The sequence below is a fragment of the Xanthomonas euroxanthea genome, assembly GCF_900476395.1.
In the GTDB taxonomy this organism is placed as follows: domain Bacteria; phylum Pseudomonadota; class Gammaproteobacteria; order Xanthomonadales; family Xanthomonadaceae; genus Xanthomonas; species Xanthomonas euroxanthea.
In genome coordinates this window covers 831,713-846,047 of record NZ_UIHB01000002.1, presented here as the reverse complement: position 1 = coordinate 846,047, position 14,335 = coordinate 831,713, and the positions used below count along the sequence as shown (strand labels likewise).

The following is a 14,335-nucleotide window of genomic DNA, read 5'->3' as shown; positions in this document are numbered from 1 at the left end:
CTCATTCATAACGCAGCGCCTCCGCCGGTTGGGTCCGCGACGCGCGCCATGCCGGATACAAGGTCGCCAGGAAGCTCATCACCAGCGCGACGACGGTGATCACCACCACGTCCTGGGTCTGCATGTCGGTCGGCAACCCGGTGATGTAATACACGTCCTCGGGCAGCAGCTTGACGCTGAAGATCGTCTCGATCACCCCCAGGATGCGTTCCAGGTTGAGCGTCAGCACGATGCCGCCGATCACGCCCATGATCGTGCCCATGAAGCCGATCAACGAACCCTGCACCATGAACACCTGCATCACGCCCGCAGGCGACAGGCCCAGTGTGCGCAGGATGGCGATATCGGCCTGCTTGTCGGTGACCAGCATCACCTGCGAGGACACCAGGTTGAACGCACCCATCGCCACGATCAGCGACAGCAGGATGCCCATCACGGTCTTTTCCATCTTCAGCGAGTGGTAGAGGTTGGCGTTCTCCTGGGTCCAGTCGCTGACCCGGTACGGACCATGCAACTTCACCGCCAGATCGCGCGCAACCGGCCAGGCCTGGTCCATGTCGTGCAGGCGCAGCCGCACGCCGGTGACGCCGTCCATGCGCAGCACGCGCGCCAGGTCCTGCATGTTGACCACGGCCAGGCCGCGGTCGATCTCGTTGTAGCCCGCCTCGAAGATTCCGCTGACGGTGAAGCGTTTGAGCCGCGGCATCGCACCCAGCGGCGTGGCCTGGGTATCGCTGAGCAGCACGACGATGCTGTCGCCCACGTCCACGCCCAGCCAGATCGCCAGCTCCTTGCCGATGACGATGTTGTAGGAGCCCGGGGTCAGGCTGTCGACCGACCCCTGCTGCATCTTCTTGGCCAGCACCGACACCTTGCCTTCTTCGGCAGGAACGATGCCGCGCACGATTGCCGGCTGCTTGCGCGGGCCCTGCAGCAACGATTCGGTTTCGATATACGGCGCGGCACCGGCGATGCGCGGATCGGCCATGGCGACCTCGACCGCATGCTGCCAGTCGTGCATCGGCGCGCCGTCCGCACTGACGGTGGCATGCGCGGCCATCTGCAGCAGACGGTCGCGGATCTCCTTCTGGAAACCGCTCATCACCGCCAGCGTGGTGATCAGCACGGTCACGCCCAGGGCGATGCCCAGGATCGATGCCATCGAGATAAACGAGATGAAGCCATTGCGCCGCTTGGCACGCAGGTAGCGCAAGCCGATGGCAACCGGGATAGGTTTGAACATGCGGTTCAACCAGGAAAGGGACGCTATGGTGCCACTTGCGGCCGCCCGGACGAAATGGCGTGTGCCTGAGCGGCCAGACGCAGTTCACGTCGCTGCGCCACCGGCAAGGTATCCGGCCAGAAATGCAGGCGCCGGCGACGTGCATCCGGGCCAGTCCACGACACCACCGCGATCGGGCCGCGCCATGCCACCTGCAGGCCTTGCACCTGCTTGCCGTCAACGCTGGCAGGCGTTTGGCCCCACGGCACGATCACCTCGCGTGCTGGCGAACGCAACAGCACGCGTAACGATCGGCCGCCCGCCACCACTGCATAGACCGACAACAACGCTGCCAACCACGGCGGCACCCCGCTATGCCAGAGCGCCCACAACGCGAGCGCACTCAGCACGCCCAGTGCGCAGACCAGCCCGCGCGAGGGGCGCCATTCAAGCAGGCATGGCGCGAATATCGGCGATGAGTGCGGCGTTGGCGGCATCGGGGCAGGCCTCGTATCCCATGAACCAGCGCCACAACTTATCGTCTTCGCAATCCAGCAGCTGTAGGAAAACCGCGCGCTCGGACTCGGAAGCCTGCGCCCAGCGCTGATCCAGATAGCGCCCGAACAATTGATCGAGCTCGCGCATGCCGCGCCGGCAACGCCAGCGCAGTTTCTTCAGCAGGATTTGTTCATCCATCTCACTCTCCTCGCCTGACGCGGCGCCGAAAACGACAGCGGCACCAGACCAAGGGCCGGTGCCGCTGTGAACCCTCTCCCCGCCAAGGCGGGACTTCACTACCTGCGATCAGGCGCGACGCGCCATCATCAGCTTCTTGATCTCGGCAATGGCCAGCGCCGGATTCAGGCCCTTCGGGCAGGTCCGCGCGCAGTTCATGATGGTGTGGCAGCGATACAGCTTGAACGGATCTTCCAGGTCGTCCAGGCGCGCACCGGTGTCTTCGTCGCGCGAGTCGATGATCCAGCGATACGCCTGCAGCAGGATCGCCGGGCCCAGATAACGCTCGCCATTCCACCAGTAGCTCGGGCAGCTGGTCGAGCAGCAGGCGCACAGGATGCACTCGTACAGACCATCGAGCTTGCGGCGGTCCTCCGGCGACTGCAGGCGCTCGCGGTCCGGCGGCGGCGGGGTCTGGGTGCGGATCCACGGCTTGATCGATGCGTACTGCGCGTAGAAATGCGTCAGATCCGGCACCAGGTCCTTGATCACGCTCATGTGCGGCAGCGGATAGATCGGCACCTCGGCCTTGCCGCAGGCGGCAATCGCCTTGGTGCAGGCCAGCGTGTTGGTGCCGTCGATGTTCATCGCGCACGAGCCGCAGATGCCTTCGCGGCAGGAGCGACGGAACGCCAGCGTCGGGTCGATCTCGTTCTTGATCTTGATCAGCGCGTCCAACACCATCGGGCCGCACTTGTCGAGATCGATCTCGTAGCTGTCGGTACGCGGGTTGGCCTCGCCATCCGGATCCCAGCGGTAGACCTTGAAGGTGCGCGTGTTCTTGGCGCCCTGCGCAGGGTAATGCTTGCCCTTGCCGATCTTTGAATTCTTGGGGAGGGTGAACTCTGCCATAGCTGCTCTCGTTGGCTCAGGCGATGCGCGGTGCGGACGACAACCGCACCGTGCGCATGAAGGTAAAGATGACGGATGCCACCGCCGAGGCGGTGGCGCAACCGCCGGCGGCGTGCCGGCGTTGCCCCTGCGTCATGACGCGATCCGGCTGGCGCGGTGCATGGCTGCGGTACCCGGACAGGCCGGCCAGCAGATGCAGGGCGAAAGCAGATCGATCCATGCGCATCGATCAGTAAACGCGCGGCTTCGGCGGGACCACGTCCACGTCCTTGCTCAGCGTGTACATGTGCACCGGACGATATTCGAACTCGCACTTGCCCTTGTCGTCGACGGTGACCAGGGTGTGCTTCTGCCAGTTGACGTCGTCGCGGTCCGGGAAGTCTTCGTGCGAGTGCGCGCCGCGGCTTTCGTGGCGCTGCTCGGCCGAGTTGATCGTAGCCACCGCGTTGAGCAGCAGGTTGTTCAACTCGTAGGTCTCGATCAGGTCCGAGTTCCACACCAGCGAGCGGTCCGAGACCTTGACGTCCTCGAAGCTGGCAAAGATCTCGGCCATCTTGTCGACGCCTTCCTTCAGCGTCTTGCTGGTACGGAACACGGCCGCGTCCGACTGCATGGTGCGCTGCATGTTGTCGCGGATCACCGAGGTCGGCGTGGAGCCGTTGGCGTAGCGCAACTTGTCCAGCAGGCCCAGCGCCTTGTCACAGACATCGGACGGCAGCGTCTTGTGCGGCTGGTTGGGCTTGACCGTCTCGGCGCAACGGTTTGCCACCGCACGGCCGAACACCACCAGATCCAGCAGCGAGTTGGAACCCAGGCGGTTGGCGCCGTGCACCGACACGCAGGCGGCTTCGCCGATCGCATACAGGCCCGGCACGACCGCATCCGGGTTGTCGCCCTGCTTGCGCACGACTTCGCCGTAGAAGTTGGTCGGAATGCCGCCCATGTTGTAGTGCACGGTCGGCAGCACCGGAATCGGCTGCTTGGTCACGTCCACACCGGCAAAGATGTGCGCGCTCTCGGCGATGCCGGGCAGCTTTTCGTTGATGACTTCCGGGCCGAGGTGGGTCAGGTCGAGCAGGATGTGGTCCTTGTGCTCGCCCACGCCGCGGCCTTCGCGGATCTCCACGGTCATCGAGCGCGAGACAACGTCGCGCGATGCCAGGTCCTTGTAATGCGGTGCATAGCGCTCCATGAAGCGCTCGCCGTTGCTGTTGCGCAGGATGCCGCCTTCGCCACGCACGCCCTCGGTGATCAGGCAGCCCGCGCCGTAGATGCCGGTGGGATGGAACTGCACGAACTCCATGTCCTGCACCGGCAGGCCGGCACGCATCACCAGGCCGCCGCCGTCACCGGTACAGGTGTGCGCGGAGGTGGCACTGAAGTAGGCGCGACCATAGCCGCCGGTGGCCAGCACCACGCCATGGGCGCGGAACAGATGCAGGCTGCCATCGGCCATGTCCAGCGCCAGTACGCCGCGGCAGACGCCCTCTTCGTCGAAGATCAGGTCGAGCGCGAAGTACTCGATCATGAAGCGCGCGTTGTGCGCCAAGGACTGCTGATACAGCGTGTGCAGCATCGCGTGACCGGTCCGGTCGGCCGCCGCGCAGGTGCGCTGCGCGGACGGGCCCTCGCCGTACTTGGTGGTCATGCCGCCGAACGGGCGCTGGTAGATCTTGCCATCTTCGGTACGCGAGAACGGCACGCCGTAGTGCTCGAGCTCGATGATGGCCGGGATCGCCTCGCGGCACATGTACTCGATTGCGTCCTGGTCACCCAGCCAATCGGAGCCCTTGATGGTGTCGTAGAAGTGATAGCGCCAGTCGTCTTCGCCCATGTTGCCGAGCGCGGCCGAAATACCGCCCTGTGCCGCCACGGTGTGCGAACGGGTCGGGAAGACCTTGGTCAGGCAGACGGTCTGCAAGCCCTTCTGGGCCAGGCCGAAGGTGGCGCGCAGGCCGGCGCCGCCGGCGCCCACCACGACCATGTCGTACTTGTGTTCTGTGATCTTGTAAGCGGACATCGAATTATGGATTCCTGTTTGGTCGCGGACGACTCAGCTGATGCCAAGCGCAATACGCGCCACGGCAAACACGCTGACAATGGCGCCCAGCACGGCGACGAAGCGCACGATCGTCTGCGCCGCAAGCGCCAGCAGCGAGTTGTGCACGTAATCTTCCAGCACCACCTGCATGCCCAGCTGCGCATGCCAGAACGAGGCGATCAGGAAGCCAACCAACAGAATCGCGTTCCACGGCTTGGCCACGGCGGCACTGGCTGCGGCGTGATCGGCACCGATTAGGCTCAGCACGAAGATCAGGAACCAGATCGACAGCGGCACCAGGGCGGTGGCGGTCAGGCGCTGCACCACGAAGTGTTCGGTACCGGTCTTGGCGGCACCCAGGCCACGCACGTTCTTCAACGGGGTACGGTAGCGGTTCATACGGCACCTCCGGCCAGCAGCACATATGCCCAGATGGCAGCGGTGAGCACGAAACTCAGGATCAGCGACAGCCAGCCGAGGCTGACGAACGAGCGCACTGCATAGCCCTGCCCGAAGTCCTGCAGGATGTGGCGCAGGCCGCCAAACAGATGGAACGCAAAGCACCAGGTCCAGCCGAACAGGAACACTTGCCCGTACCAGGCGCCGGCATGCGCGCGGAAACAATTCCAGTGGTCGGGGCCGAGCATCAACGTCAGCAGGGCGGCGGCAATCGCCAGAGCGCCGATGGACAGTACGATGCCGGTGGCTCGATTGAGAATCGAGGTCACCATCTGTATCTGCCAGCGGTACACCTGGAGATGCGGGGAAAGAGGACGTTCGCGGATCGCCATTCGCTGGGCTCGTATCTCGGCTGGGCGGCACTAGGCCGCTGTGGCTAAAAGCTGCTCAAAAATCGATGCAGCGTCCATTTTTTTCCCAGTCGCCGTAGCGCGTTGGCTCAGGGCCGTCGCGTCCACCAATTTCCTTGGGCAGTGGCTGCTTCTCGGGAATATGCTCCTGAGGAGAAGGCTGCGTCTCGGAATCCTGCGCTGGGGTGGGGGTTGGATGGCCTATCATAGTGGTCTCACAACATTGCGATTTTAGTCCTCCCCTTCCGTGGCTGACAACCTGAATCTCATTCCGCAGGGTTTTGGCTCCCTGCACGACATGCAATACGTCCGCTTGACCGGGACGGATGCAGTGGCGTTCGCGCATGCGCAATTTGCCAACGACGTACAGGCGCTGGCGATCGGGCAGTGGCAATGGAATGCGTGGTTGACGGCGAAGGGGCGCGTGATCGCCATCTTCGCACTCCTGCGTGAGGACGACACGCACCTGTTGCTGCTGCTGCCCGACGGCGATGCGGCCGGGATCGCGGCGCAACTCGGCCGTTTTGTGTTCCGACGCAAGCTCAAGATCAGCGTGGCGGCGCTTTCGGCCTATGGCGGCTTCGCCACACCGGCGCGCGCGCAAGGCGCGAAGGCCGATATCGGAACGCAGCGTATCGAATTGGACATGGGCAGCCCTGCCCTGCCGCGCACCCTGGTCGTGCTGTCAGACCAGCAGGCATTGGCCGCGCCTATCGAATCTGCCCGCATGGACGCCGATTGGCGCCGTGCGGACCTGCAACTGGGGCTGGCGCGCCTGCCCGACGCGCAGCGCGAGCAATGGACGCCGCAACAGCTGGCGCTGGATCGCCTGCACGCCTTCAGCGTCAAAAAGGGGTGCTATCCGGGCCAGGAAATCGTTGCGCGGACGCATTTCCTGGGCAAGGCCAAGCGTGCGCTGCAACTACTGCAGGTCGGGGCGGCCGTCGGTGATGCCGCCGCCGAACCGGGCCAGGCCGTGCTGCTGGGCGAGACCACCGTCGGCACGCTGGTCAGCGTGGCGGGCGATCTCGCGCTGGCGGTGTTGCCGCTGGAGCTGACCTTGGAGGCCGACGCCGTGCTGCAGGCGGGCGCGCATGCGGCCCGCCCGCTTGCGTTCGTGCAGGGTCTGGCGCGTTAGGCCGGCGCCAGCCGTTCGCCGCTGGCCGGGTCGAAGAAGTGCAGCGCCTCGCTGCGCAGCGCCAGGCGCAGCGGCTCGCCTACCGCCGGCAAGGCCTGCGGTGCGACACGGATCACCAACGGCTGGCCGCCACGGTCGAGGTTGAGGAAGATCTCGTTGCCGACCGGCTCGATCACATCGATACGCGCATCGAAGCCAAGTGCGGCATCGCTTGACGGTTGCAGGTGCTCCGGGCGTACGCCGACGATCACGTCGCGACCGAACCAGCTGCGATCGATGCGGGCCGCACCCAGTGGCACGCGCCAGCCATCGGCCATGACCAGATGCAGGCCGTCCTGCTCATCCAGGCGCCCCTGCAGCACGTTCATCGCCGGGCTGCCCAGGAATCCGGCCACGAACAGATTGGCCGGGCGGTCGTACAGCGCCATCGGGCTGTCGATCTGCTGGATCACCCCGTCCTTGAGCACCACGATGCGCTGACCCAGCGTCATCGCCTCGACCTGATCGTGGGTGACGTAGATCATCGTGGTACCCAGCTTGCGATGCAGCTGCGCGATCTCGGTGCGCACGCTGTGGCGCAGCTTGGCATCCAGATTGGACAGCGGCTCGTCGAGCAGGAACACCGACGACTCGCGCACCATCGCCCGTCCCAGCGCCACGCGCTGACGCTGGCCGCCGGACATCGCCTTGGGCAGCTTGTCGAGCATCGGGGTCAGCCCCAGCAGCTCGGCGGCGTTGTTGACCCGTTCGGCGATGACCTGCTTGGGGTGGCCGCGCAACTTGAGCCCGAAGGCCAGGTTCTCGGCCACGGTCATGTGCGGGTAGAGCGCATAGCTCTGGAACACCATGGCGATGTCGCGGTCCTTCGGAGCCACGTCGTTGACCACACGCTCGCCGATCTTCAACGTGCCGGCACTGATGTCCTCGAGCCCGGCGATCATGCGCAACAGGGTCGACTTGCCGCAGCCGGACGGACCGACCAGCACCATCAACTCGCCATCGGCGACCTCGAAACTCGCACCCTGCACCGCGACCTGGCCGTTCTCGTAGACCTTGCGGACACCTTCCAACTGCACTTTCGCCATCTTCGGCCTCAACGTAAGTTGTGCGCCCTGCCCTCGGCCCTCCCGACGGCGGTGACGCCACATGCGCCTGCAAGGAAATCTCCTGCAAACGAATGCATTGGTTTATTCTGACATGTAATCGTTTTCACATGGCAACATCGATCTCGGGAGGGACCATGCCGCCACCAACCCAAGCCGCTGTTTCAAGCGGTGCAGCCTACCGTGCAAGGGCCGGCATCCGGCCACGCATGGTCAGGTCTACCGCCGCGGCGCTAACCGCTGACGGCCACTTGCTGCAACAATCGGGGACTGGGCGCGCGCGTCCATCCCCCGCTGCGCGCACGCCAGTGACGCTCAGGAACAGACATACCGACCGCCGGCTGTCCGGCGCCTTTCCGACCAGCTGCTGATCACGATGTCTCCAGAATCTGAAATTCGGTCCATGCATAACACCCTGATCCTGTTCGGCGCCACCGGCGATCTCGCCCAGCGCTATCTCTTCCCGTCCCTGCTGCGACTGTTCGTCGACGGCCTGCTGCCGGAGGATTTCCGTATCCGTGCGCTGGCGTTGTCGCCGCACGACACCGAGGCCTTCCGCGAGGTCCTGCGCCCGCGTCTGGCCGCCGCGCTGCCGATCGCCACGCCCGAGCAGATCCAGACGCTGCTGCAGCGGGTCGACTACCGCTCGGTGGATCTGCGTGATGCCGAGTCGGTGGCCAATGCCGTGCGCGAGCTGGCCAACCGCCAGTGCGTGAGCTATCTGGCGATTCCGCCGGGCCTGTACATCAGCACCTGCCAGGGCCTGGCGCTGGGCGGCGCGCTGGCCGCGCCGCACCGGCTGATGCTGGAAAAGCCGATCGGCCACGATTCGGACAGCGCCCGCGAGATCCTGCAGTCGATCGGCGCGCTGATCGACGAAGACCGCGTGTTCCGCCTGGACCATTACCTGGGCAAGGCGGCGGTGCAGAACCTGATCGCGCTGCGCTTCGGCAATACGCTGCTGGAAGCGGTGTGGAACCGCACCTACATCGAGTCGGTACAGATCCTGGTGGCCGAAAGCGAAGGCGTGGACGGACGCGATGCCTATTACGCCCGCTCCGGCGCGCTGCGCGACATGGTGCAGAGTCACATCCTGCAGCTGTTGTGCCTGGTGGCAATGGAGCCGCCGGCCTCGCTGGAAGCCGACCGCATCCGCGACGAGAAGGTCAAGGTGCTGCGCGCCCTGCGCCCGATGACCGCCGAGCATGCCGCCCATGACAGCGTGCGCGGGCGCTACACCGCCGGCAGCATCAATGGCCAGCCGGCGCAGGCCTATCACCCGCCGGAAGGCAGCGATGTGGAAACCTTCGTCGCGGTGACCGCGCATATCGACAACTGGCGCTGGGCCGGGGTGCCGTTCCATCTGTGCACCGGCAAGCGTCTGGCCGAGCGCTCCACCCGCATCGTGGTCACGCTCAAGCCGGTGACGCATTGGCTGTTCGAGCGCCCGGACCGGCAGAACGCGGTGCCCAACCGGCTGACCTTCCAGCTGCAGCCGCAGGAAAACATCGAGCTCGGCCTGATGAGCAGCCTGGCCGGCCCGGAATGGGGCGCGATCGAGCTGCAGCCGCTGGAACTGGAACTGTCAGTGCCAACCGGCCTGCACCGGCGCATCGCCTACGAGCGCCTGTTCGTGGATGCCTTCAATGGCAACCCGGCGCTGTTCGTGCGCGACGACGAAGTAAAGGCCGCCTGGTCGTGGATCGACAGCGTCAGCGATGCCTGGAAAGACGCGCAGTTGCCACTGCAGCCCTACCCGGCCGGCAGTTGGGGCCCCGATGCCGCGGCCCCCTTCCTGCCCCCCGCCACCGACGCACAGGGACACACCGCATGACCGCTCCTTCCAAGCCGGTGCTGGTTGCCGATATCGGCGGAACCAATGCGCGCTTCGCGCTGGCCGACGTCGACGCCTCGGTACCGCTGCTGGATGACACCTCGCGCGAATTTGCGGTGGTCGATTTCGGCTCGCTCGGCGAAGCCGCGCGTTACTACCTCGACCAGATCGGCGTGCAGGCCACGCAGGGCGTGTTTGCCGTGGCCGGCCGCGTGGATGGCGACGAGGCACGCATCACCAACCATCCGTGGGTGATCTCGCGCTCGCGCACCGCGGCGATGCTGGGCTTCAGCACCCTGCACCTGATCAACGACTTCGCCGCGCAGGCCATGGCGATTAGCCTGCTGCGCCCGCAGGACGTGGTGCAGGTTGGCGGCGCCAGCTGGCGGCCGGCGCCGATCGATCAGGCGCGCAACTACGGCGTGATCGGCCCGGGCACCGGGCTGGGCGTGGGCGGGCTGATCATCCGCAACGGACGCTGTTTCCCGCTGGAAACCGAAGGCGGCCACGTCAGCTTCCCGCCCGGCACGCCGGAGGAGATCCGCATCCTGGAGATCCTGTCCGAGCAGTTCGGCCGGGTCTCCAACGAGCGGCTGATCTGCGGCCCCGGCCTGGTCAACATCCACCGCGCGCTCAGCGAGATCGCCGGAGTCGACCCGGGTCCGTTGCAGCCCAAGGACATCACCGCACGTGCGGCGGCGGGCGACCCGCGCTCGTCGCGCACCATCGATCTGTTCTGCGCCATCTTCGGCGCGATCGCCGGCGACATGGTGCTGATGCAGGGCGCCTGGGACGGCGTGTTCCTCACTGGCGGGCTGGTGCCCAAGGTGCTGGATTCGCTACAGCATTCCGGCTTCCGCCAGCGCTTCGAACACAAGGGACGCTTCTCCGCGATCATGTCGCGGGTGCCGTCGCTGGCAGTCATGCATCCGCATGCCGGCCTGCTCGGCGCCGCCGCCTATGCGGTGGATGCACAGCGTCAGCATCCAGGGGAACAGCGATGAACCTGCAGGACAACCCGCGCATCACACTGGTGCGCTACGAAGACCCGGCCGAATGGACCGAGGCGGTCGCCAGCGAAATGGCCGACCTGCTGGAACAGGAGATCTCGCGCCGCGGCCAGGCGCGCATGCTGCTGTCCGGCGGCACCACACCGGCGCCGGTGTACGAATCCCTCGCCCACCGTCCGCTGGACTGGTCGCGGGTGGAAGTGGGCCTGGTCGATGAACGCTGGCTCTCGCCGCAGGATCAGGACAGCAACGCCTGGCTGGTCAATCACAGCTTCTTGACCCATGCACCGGCGGCGACCTTCATTCCGCTGGTGCGCCCGGGCAAGCAGTTGCCCGAGTGCGTGCACACCGCGAACCTGCAGGCCAGGCATGCCGAACCCGCATGCCTGGCAGTGCTGGGCATGGGCGGCGACGGCCACACCGCCTCGTTGTTTCCGGGCTCGACCGACTTGAGCAAGGCGCTTTCCAGCCCGCAGCCCTATGCGTCGCTGGATGCCACCGGCTGCCCCGGTTCGAATCAGTGGCCGCTGCGGATCACGCTGACACCGGCCGGGCTTGCCACCATCCCGACCCGCTTGCTGCTGCTGCGCGGCAAGCAGAAGCTTGACGTATTGCAGGCTGCGCTGGCGGGCGATGATGTCAGCGAGTATCCGATCCGGGTGGCGCTGCAGCAGCCGGGCCCGAAGTTGCGGGTTCACTGGTGTGCTTGAGTGCGAGTCCCTCGCAACAGCCGATTTTGTGCGAGTCCTTCGCAACAGCCGATTTTGTGCGACTCCTTCGCAACAGCCCGCACATCCTTGTGCGGGGATTCAAACGTGCGAGTCCCTCGCAACAGCCCGCACATCCATGTGCGGGGATCTAAAAAAGCGTGATTACTTTCTTCCCCCGTTTCTCATAGCCGGTAGCCAATGAGCCTGCATCCGAACATCCAAGCTGTCACCGACCGTATCCGCAAGCGCAGCGCGCCATCGCGCGCGGCGTATCTGGCCGGTCTCGATGCCGCCCTGCGCGAGGGTCCGTTCCGTAGCCGTCTGAGCTGCGGCAATCTTGCGCATGGTTTCGCTGCGTCCGAGCCGACCGACAAGTCGCGCCTGCGCGGTGCGGCCACGCCCAACCTGGGCATCATCACCGCCTACAACGACATGCTGTCGGCACATCAGCCGTTCGAGCATTACCCGCAGCTGATCCGTGAGACCGCGCGCACGCTCGGCGCCACCGCGCAGGTTGCCGGCGGCGTGCCGGCAATGTGCGACGGGGTGACCCAGGGCCGCGCGGGCATGGAGCTGTCGCTATTCTCGCGCGACAACATTGCCCAGGCCACGGCGATCGGCCTGAGCCACGACATGTTCGACAGCGTGGTGTACCTGGGCGTGTGCGACAAGATCGTGCCGGGCCTTTTGATCGGCGCGCTGGCGTTCGGGCACCTGCCGGCGCTGTTCATGCCGGCCGGCCCGATGACGCCAGGCATTCCGAACAAGCAGAAGGCCGAAGTGCGCGAGCGCTACGCCGCTGGCGAAGCCACCCGCGCCGAATTGCTGGAAGCCGAATCGTCCTCGTATCACTCGCCCGGCACCTGCACCTTCTACGGCACCGCCAACTCCAACCAGGTGTTGCTCGAAGCGATGGGCGTGCAGCTGCCCGGCGCCTCGTTCGTCAACCCGGAACTGCAGTTGCGCGATGCGCTGACCCGCGAGGGCACCGCGCGTGCGCTGGCGATCTCCGCGCTGGGCCAGGACTTCCGTCCGTTCGGTCGCCTGATCGACGAGCGCGCCATCGTCAACGCCGTGGTCGCGCTGATGGCCACCGGCGGCTCGACCAATCACACCATCCACTGGATTGCGGTGGCGCGCGCGGCCGGCATCGTGCTGACCTGGGACGACATGGACCTGATCTCGCAGACCGTGCCGTTGCTGACCCGCATCTACCCCAACGGCGAAGCCGACGTGAACCGCTTCCAGGCCGCGGGCGGCACCGCGTTCGTGTTCCGCGAGCTGATGGACGCCGGGATGATGCACGACGACCTGCCCACCGTGGTCGAGGGCGGCATGCGCGCCTACGCCAACGAGCCGCGCCTGCAGGACGGCAAGATCGTGTACGTGCCCGGCACCGCGACCACCGCCGACGACAGCGTGGCGCGCCCGGTCAGCGCCGCGTTCGAGTCGCAGGGCGGCCTGCGCCTGCTGCGCGGCAACCTGGGCCGTTCGCTGATCAAGCTGTCGGCGGTCAAGCCGCAGCACCGCACGATCGAGGCGCCGGCGGTGGTGATCGATACGCCGCAGGTGCTCAACAAGCTGCATGCCGCCGGCGTGCTGCCGCACGATTTCGTGGTGGTGCTGCGCTACCAGGGTCCGCGTGCCAATGGCATGCCGGAACTGCACTCGATGGCGCCGCTGCTGGGCCTGTTGCAGAACCAGGGCCGGCGCGTGGCGCTGGTCACCGACGGCCGTCTGTCGGGTGCCTCGGGCAAGTTCCCGGCGGCGATCCACATGACCCCGGAAGCCGCACGCGGCGGTCCGATCGGGCGTGTGCGCGAAGGCGACATCGTGCGCCTGGACGGCGAAGCCGGCACGCTGGAAGTGCTGGTGTCGGCCGAAGAGTGGGCATCGCGCGAGGTCGCGCCGAACACCTCGGTGGCCGGCAACGACCTGGGACGCAACCTGTTCGCGATCAACCGCCAGGTGGTTGGCCCCGCCGATCAGGGCGCCATCTCGATCTCCTGCGGCCCGACCCGTCCGGACGGCGCACTGTGGAGCTACGACGCCGAGTACGAACTCGGTGCCGATGCCGAGGCCGCCGCCGCACCGCACGAGTCCAAGGACGCCTGATTCCCCTTCCCTCTGCGCGACCGCCCTGCGGTCGCCGTCTACCGGAGTTGCAATGACGATTGCCCAGACCCAGAACACCGCCGAACAGCTGCTGCGCGACGCCGGCATCCTGCCGGTGGTCACCGTGGACACGCTGGACCAGGCCCGCCGCGTCGCCGATGCGCTGCTCGAAGGCGGCCTGCCCGCGATCGAGCTGACCCTGCGCACCCCGGTCGCGATCGACGCACTGGCCATGCTCAAGCGCGAGCTGCCCGACATCGTGATCGGCGCCGGCACCGTGCTGAGCGAGCTGCAACTGCGTCAGTCGGTGGATGCCGGTGCGGACTTCTTGGTCACCCCGGGCACGCCGGCGCCGCTGGCGCGCCTGCTGGCCGACGCGCCGATTCCCGCAGTGCCTGGCGCGGCCACGCCGACCGAACTGCTGACCCTGATGGGCCTGGGCTTCCGCGTCTGCAAGCTGTTCCCGGCCACCGCCGTGGGGGGATTGCAAATGCTCAAGGGCTTGGCCGGTCCGCTGTCCGAGCTCAAGCTCTGCCCCACCGGCGGCATCAGCGAAGCCAACGCGGCCGAGTTCCTGTCGCAGCCGAACGTGCTGTGCATCGGCGGCTCGTGGATGGTGCCCAAGGACTGGCTGGCCCAGGGCCAGTGGGACAAGGTGAAGGAAAGCTCGGCCAAGGCTGCAGCGATCGTGCGGCAGGTGCGGGCTGGCTGATTTGTGGGCCGCATCCCGCGCGGGATAGCCGGGTGGAAGCTGGTTGGCTGAGGA

Annotated in this window: 16 protein-coding genes; 6 read left to right on the top strand and 10 right to left on the bottom strand. The window is 66.3% G+C overall.

The window, feature by feature from the left end; translation table 11 throughout:
* Nucleotide 1: 1 nt before the first annotated feature.
* The 9 genes from CPBF1521_RS11005 to CPBF1521_RS21680 all read right to left on the bottom strand — a co-directional run bounded on the left by CPBF1521_RS11005 (nucleotide 2) and on the right by CPBF1521_RS21680 (nucleotide 5,867).
* The gene (locus tag CPBF1521_RS11005) at nucleotides 2-1,243 is read right to left on the bottom strand and encodes a lipoprotein-releasing ABC transporter permease subunit (protein WP_104596009.1); all 1,242 of its coding nucleotides are present in this window, start codon (nucleotides 1,241-1,243) and stop codon (nucleotides 2-4) included.
* A gap of 23 nt (nucleotides 1,244-1,266) precedes the next feature.
* Nucleotides 1,267-1,719 (bottom strand): YgfX family protein, encoded by a 453-nt coding sequence (locus CPBF1521_RS11000; RefSeq protein WP_115676956.1) that lies wholly within the window; start codon nucleotides 1,717-1,719, stop codon nucleotides 1,267-1,269.
* A complete protein-coding gene (locus CPBF1521_RS10995) occupies nucleotides 1,670-1,918 on the bottom strand; it encodes an FAD assembly factor SdhE (RefSeq protein ID WP_115676955.1) in 249 nt (82 codons plus the stop codon). The genes CPBF1521_RS11000 and CPBF1521_RS10995 overlap by 50 nt, the downstream gene beginning before the upstream one ends.
* 108 nt (nucleotides 1,919-2,026) lie before the next feature.
* A complete protein-coding gene (locus CPBF1521_RS10990) occupies nucleotides 2,027-2,809 on the bottom strand; it encodes a succinate dehydrogenase iron-sulfur subunit (protein WP_024938686.1) in 783 nt (260 codons plus the stop codon).
* Nucleotides 2,810-2,825: 16 nt separating this feature from the next.
* Complete coding sequence (locus CPBF1521_RS10985) at nucleotides 2,826-3,035, bottom strand: hypothetical protein (protein ID WP_115676954.1); 210 nt, start codon at nucleotides 3,033-3,035, stop codon at nucleotides 2,826-2,828.
* Between the two features lie 3 nt (nucleotides 3,036-3,038).
* Nucleotides 3,039-4,829 (bottom strand): succinate dehydrogenase flavoprotein subunit, encoded by a 1,791-nt coding sequence (gene sdhA, locus CPBF1521_RS10980; protein WP_104650447.1) that lies wholly within the window; start codon nucleotides 4,827-4,829, stop codon nucleotides 3,039-3,041.
* Nucleotides 4,830-4,862: 33 nt separating this feature from the next.
* Nucleotides 4,863-5,249 (bottom strand): succinate dehydrogenase, hydrophobic membrane anchor protein, encoded by a 387-nt coding sequence (gene sdhD, locus CPBF1521_RS10975; protein WP_016902592.1) that lies wholly within the window; start codon nucleotides 5,247-5,249, stop codon nucleotides 4,863-4,865.
* Nucleotides 5,246-5,641: a succinate dehydrogenase, cytochrome b556 subunit gene (sdhC, locus tag CPBF1521_RS10970; RefSeq protein ID WP_104582560.1), complete on the bottom strand. Its 396-nt coding sequence runs from the start codon at nucleotides 5,639-5,641 to the stop codon at nucleotides 5,246-5,248. The genes sdhD and sdhC overlap by 4 nt, the downstream gene beginning before the upstream one ends.
* A 55-nt stretch (nucleotides 5,642-5,696) precedes the next feature.
* Nucleotides 5,697-5,867 carry a DUF1674 domain-containing protein gene (locus CPBF1521_RS21680; protein ID WP_164739043.1) on the bottom strand — a complete coding sequence of 57 codons (171 nt, stop codon included), beginning with the start codon at nucleotides 5,865-5,867 and terminating at the stop codon, nucleotides 5,697-5,699.
* A gap of 39 nt (nucleotides 5,868-5,906) precedes the next feature.
* Here CPBF1521_RS21680 and ygfZ point away from each other — a divergent pair, with 39 nt between their 5' ends.
* Complete coding sequence (gene ygfZ / locus CPBF1521_RS10960) at nucleotides 5,907-6,797, top strand: CAF17-like 4Fe-4S cluster assembly/insertion protein YgfZ (protein ID WP_115676953.1); 891 nt, start codon at nucleotides 5,907-5,909, stop codon at nucleotides 6,795-6,797.
* On the opposite strand, the gene CPBF1521_RS10955 is transcribed toward ygfZ, so the two are convergent.
* Nucleotides 6,794-7,882 carry an ABC transporter ATP-binding protein gene (locus tag CPBF1521_RS10955; RefSeq protein WP_115676952.1) on the bottom strand — a complete coding sequence of 363 codons (1,089 nt, stop codon included), beginning with the start codon at nucleotides 7,880-7,882 and terminating at the stop codon, nucleotides 6,794-6,796. The genes ygfZ and CPBF1521_RS10955 overlap by 4 nt on opposite strands.
* Before the next feature lie 421 nt (nucleotides 7,883-8,303).
* Between CPBF1521_RS10955 and zwf the strand changes: the two genes are divergently transcribed.
* From zwf to CPBF1521_RS10930, 5 genes are all read left to right on the top strand, one after another.
* Nucleotides 8,304-9,734 (top strand): glucose-6-phosphate dehydrogenase, encoded by a 1,431-nt coding sequence (gene zwf / locus CPBF1521_RS10950; RefSeq protein WP_115676951.1) that lies wholly within the window; start codon nucleotides 8,304-8,306, stop codon nucleotides 9,732-9,734.
* Entirely contained in the window at nucleotides 9,731-10,738 is a 1,008-nt protein-coding gene (gene glk, locus CPBF1521_RS10945) for a glucokinase (RefSeq protein ID WP_104533472.1), read from the top strand. Before zwf ends, glk begins: the two co-directional genes overlap by 4 nt.
* Nucleotides 10,735-11,454 (top strand): 6-phosphogluconolactonase, encoded by a 720-nt coding sequence (pgl, locus tag CPBF1521_RS10940; RefSeq protein ID WP_104582556.1) that lies wholly within the window; start codon nucleotides 10,735-10,737, stop codon nucleotides 11,452-11,454. Before glk ends, pgl begins: the two co-directional genes overlap by 4 nt.
* A 198-nt stretch (nucleotides 11,455-11,652) precedes the next feature.
* The gene (edd, locus tag CPBF1521_RS10935; protein ID WP_104650444.1) at nucleotides 11,653-13,569 is read left to right on the top strand and encodes a phosphogluconate dehydratase; all 1,917 of its coding nucleotides are present in this window, start codon (nucleotides 11,653-11,655) and stop codon (nucleotides 13,567-13,569) included.
* Between the two features lie 52 nt (nucleotides 13,570-13,621).
* Nucleotides 13,622-14,281 (top strand): bifunctional 4-hydroxy-2-oxoglutarate aldolase/2-dehydro-3-deoxy-phosphogluconate aldolase, encoded by a 660-nt coding sequence (locus CPBF1521_RS10930; protein WP_104650443.1) that lies wholly within the window; start codon nucleotides 13,622-13,624, stop codon nucleotides 14,279-14,281.
* Nucleotides 14,282-14,335: the final 54 nt, after the last annotated feature.

Excerpts from the sequence above, each read along its gene's own strand:
- CPBF1521_RS11005 (WP_104596009.1), bottom strand. The coding sequence starts at position 1,243 with ATGTTCAAACCTATCCCGGTTGCCATCGGCTTGCGCTACCTGCGTGCC.
- CPBF1521_RS11000 (WP_115676956.1), bottom strand. The coding sequence starts at position 1,719 with ATGCCGCCAACGCCGCACTCATCGCCGATATTCGCGCCATGCCTGCTT.
- CPBF1521_RS10995 (WP_115676955.1), bottom strand. The coding sequence starts at position 1,918 with ATGGATGAACAAATCCTGCTGAAGAAACTGCGCTGGCGTTGCCGGCGC.
- CPBF1521_RS10990 (WP_024938686.1), bottom strand. The coding sequence starts at position 2,809 with ATGGCAGAGTTCACCCTCCCCAAGAATTCAAAGATCGGCAAGGGCAAG.
- CPBF1521_RS10985 (WP_115676954.1), bottom strand. The coding sequence starts at position 3,035 with ATGCGCATGGATCGATCTGCTTTCGCCCTGCATCTGCTGGCCGGCCTG.
- sdhA (WP_104650447.1), bottom strand. The coding sequence starts at position 4,829 with ATGTCCGCTTACAAGATCACAGAACACAAGTACGACATGGTCGTGGTG.
- sdhD (WP_016902592.1), bottom strand. The coding sequence starts at position 5,249 with ATGAACCGCTACCGTACCCCGTTGAAGAACGTGCGTGGCCTGGGTGCC.
- sdhC (WP_104582560.1), bottom strand. The coding sequence starts at position 5,641 with ATGGCGATCCGCGAACGTCCTCTTTCCCCGCATCTCCAGGTGTACCGC.
- CPBF1521_RS21680 (WP_164739043.1), bottom strand. The coding sequence starts at position 5,867 with ATGATAGGCCATCCAACCCCCACCCCAGCGCAGGATTCCGAGACGCAG.
- CPBF1521_RS10955 (WP_115676952.1), bottom strand. The coding sequence starts at position 7,882 with ATGGCGAAAGTGCAGTTGGAAGGTGTCCGCAAGGTCTACGAGAACGGC.
- zwf (WP_115676951.1), top strand. The coding sequence starts at position 8,304 with ATGCATAACACCCTGATCCTGTTCGGCGCCACCGGCGATCTCGCCCAG.
- glk (WP_104533472.1), top strand. The coding sequence starts at position 9,731 with ATGACCGCTCCTTCCAAGCCGGTGCTGGTTGCCGATATCGGCGGAACC.
- pgl (WP_104582556.1), top strand. The coding sequence starts at position 10,735 with ATGAACCTGCAGGACAACCCGCGCATCACACTGGTGCGCTACGAAGAC.
- edd (WP_104650444.1), top strand. The coding sequence starts at position 11,653 with ATGAGCCTGCATCCGAACATCCAAGCTGTCACCGACCGTATCCGCAAG.
- CPBF1521_RS10930 (WP_104650443.1), top strand. The coding sequence starts at position 13,622 with ATGACGATTGCCCAGACCCAGAACACCGCCGAACAGCTGCTGCGCGAC.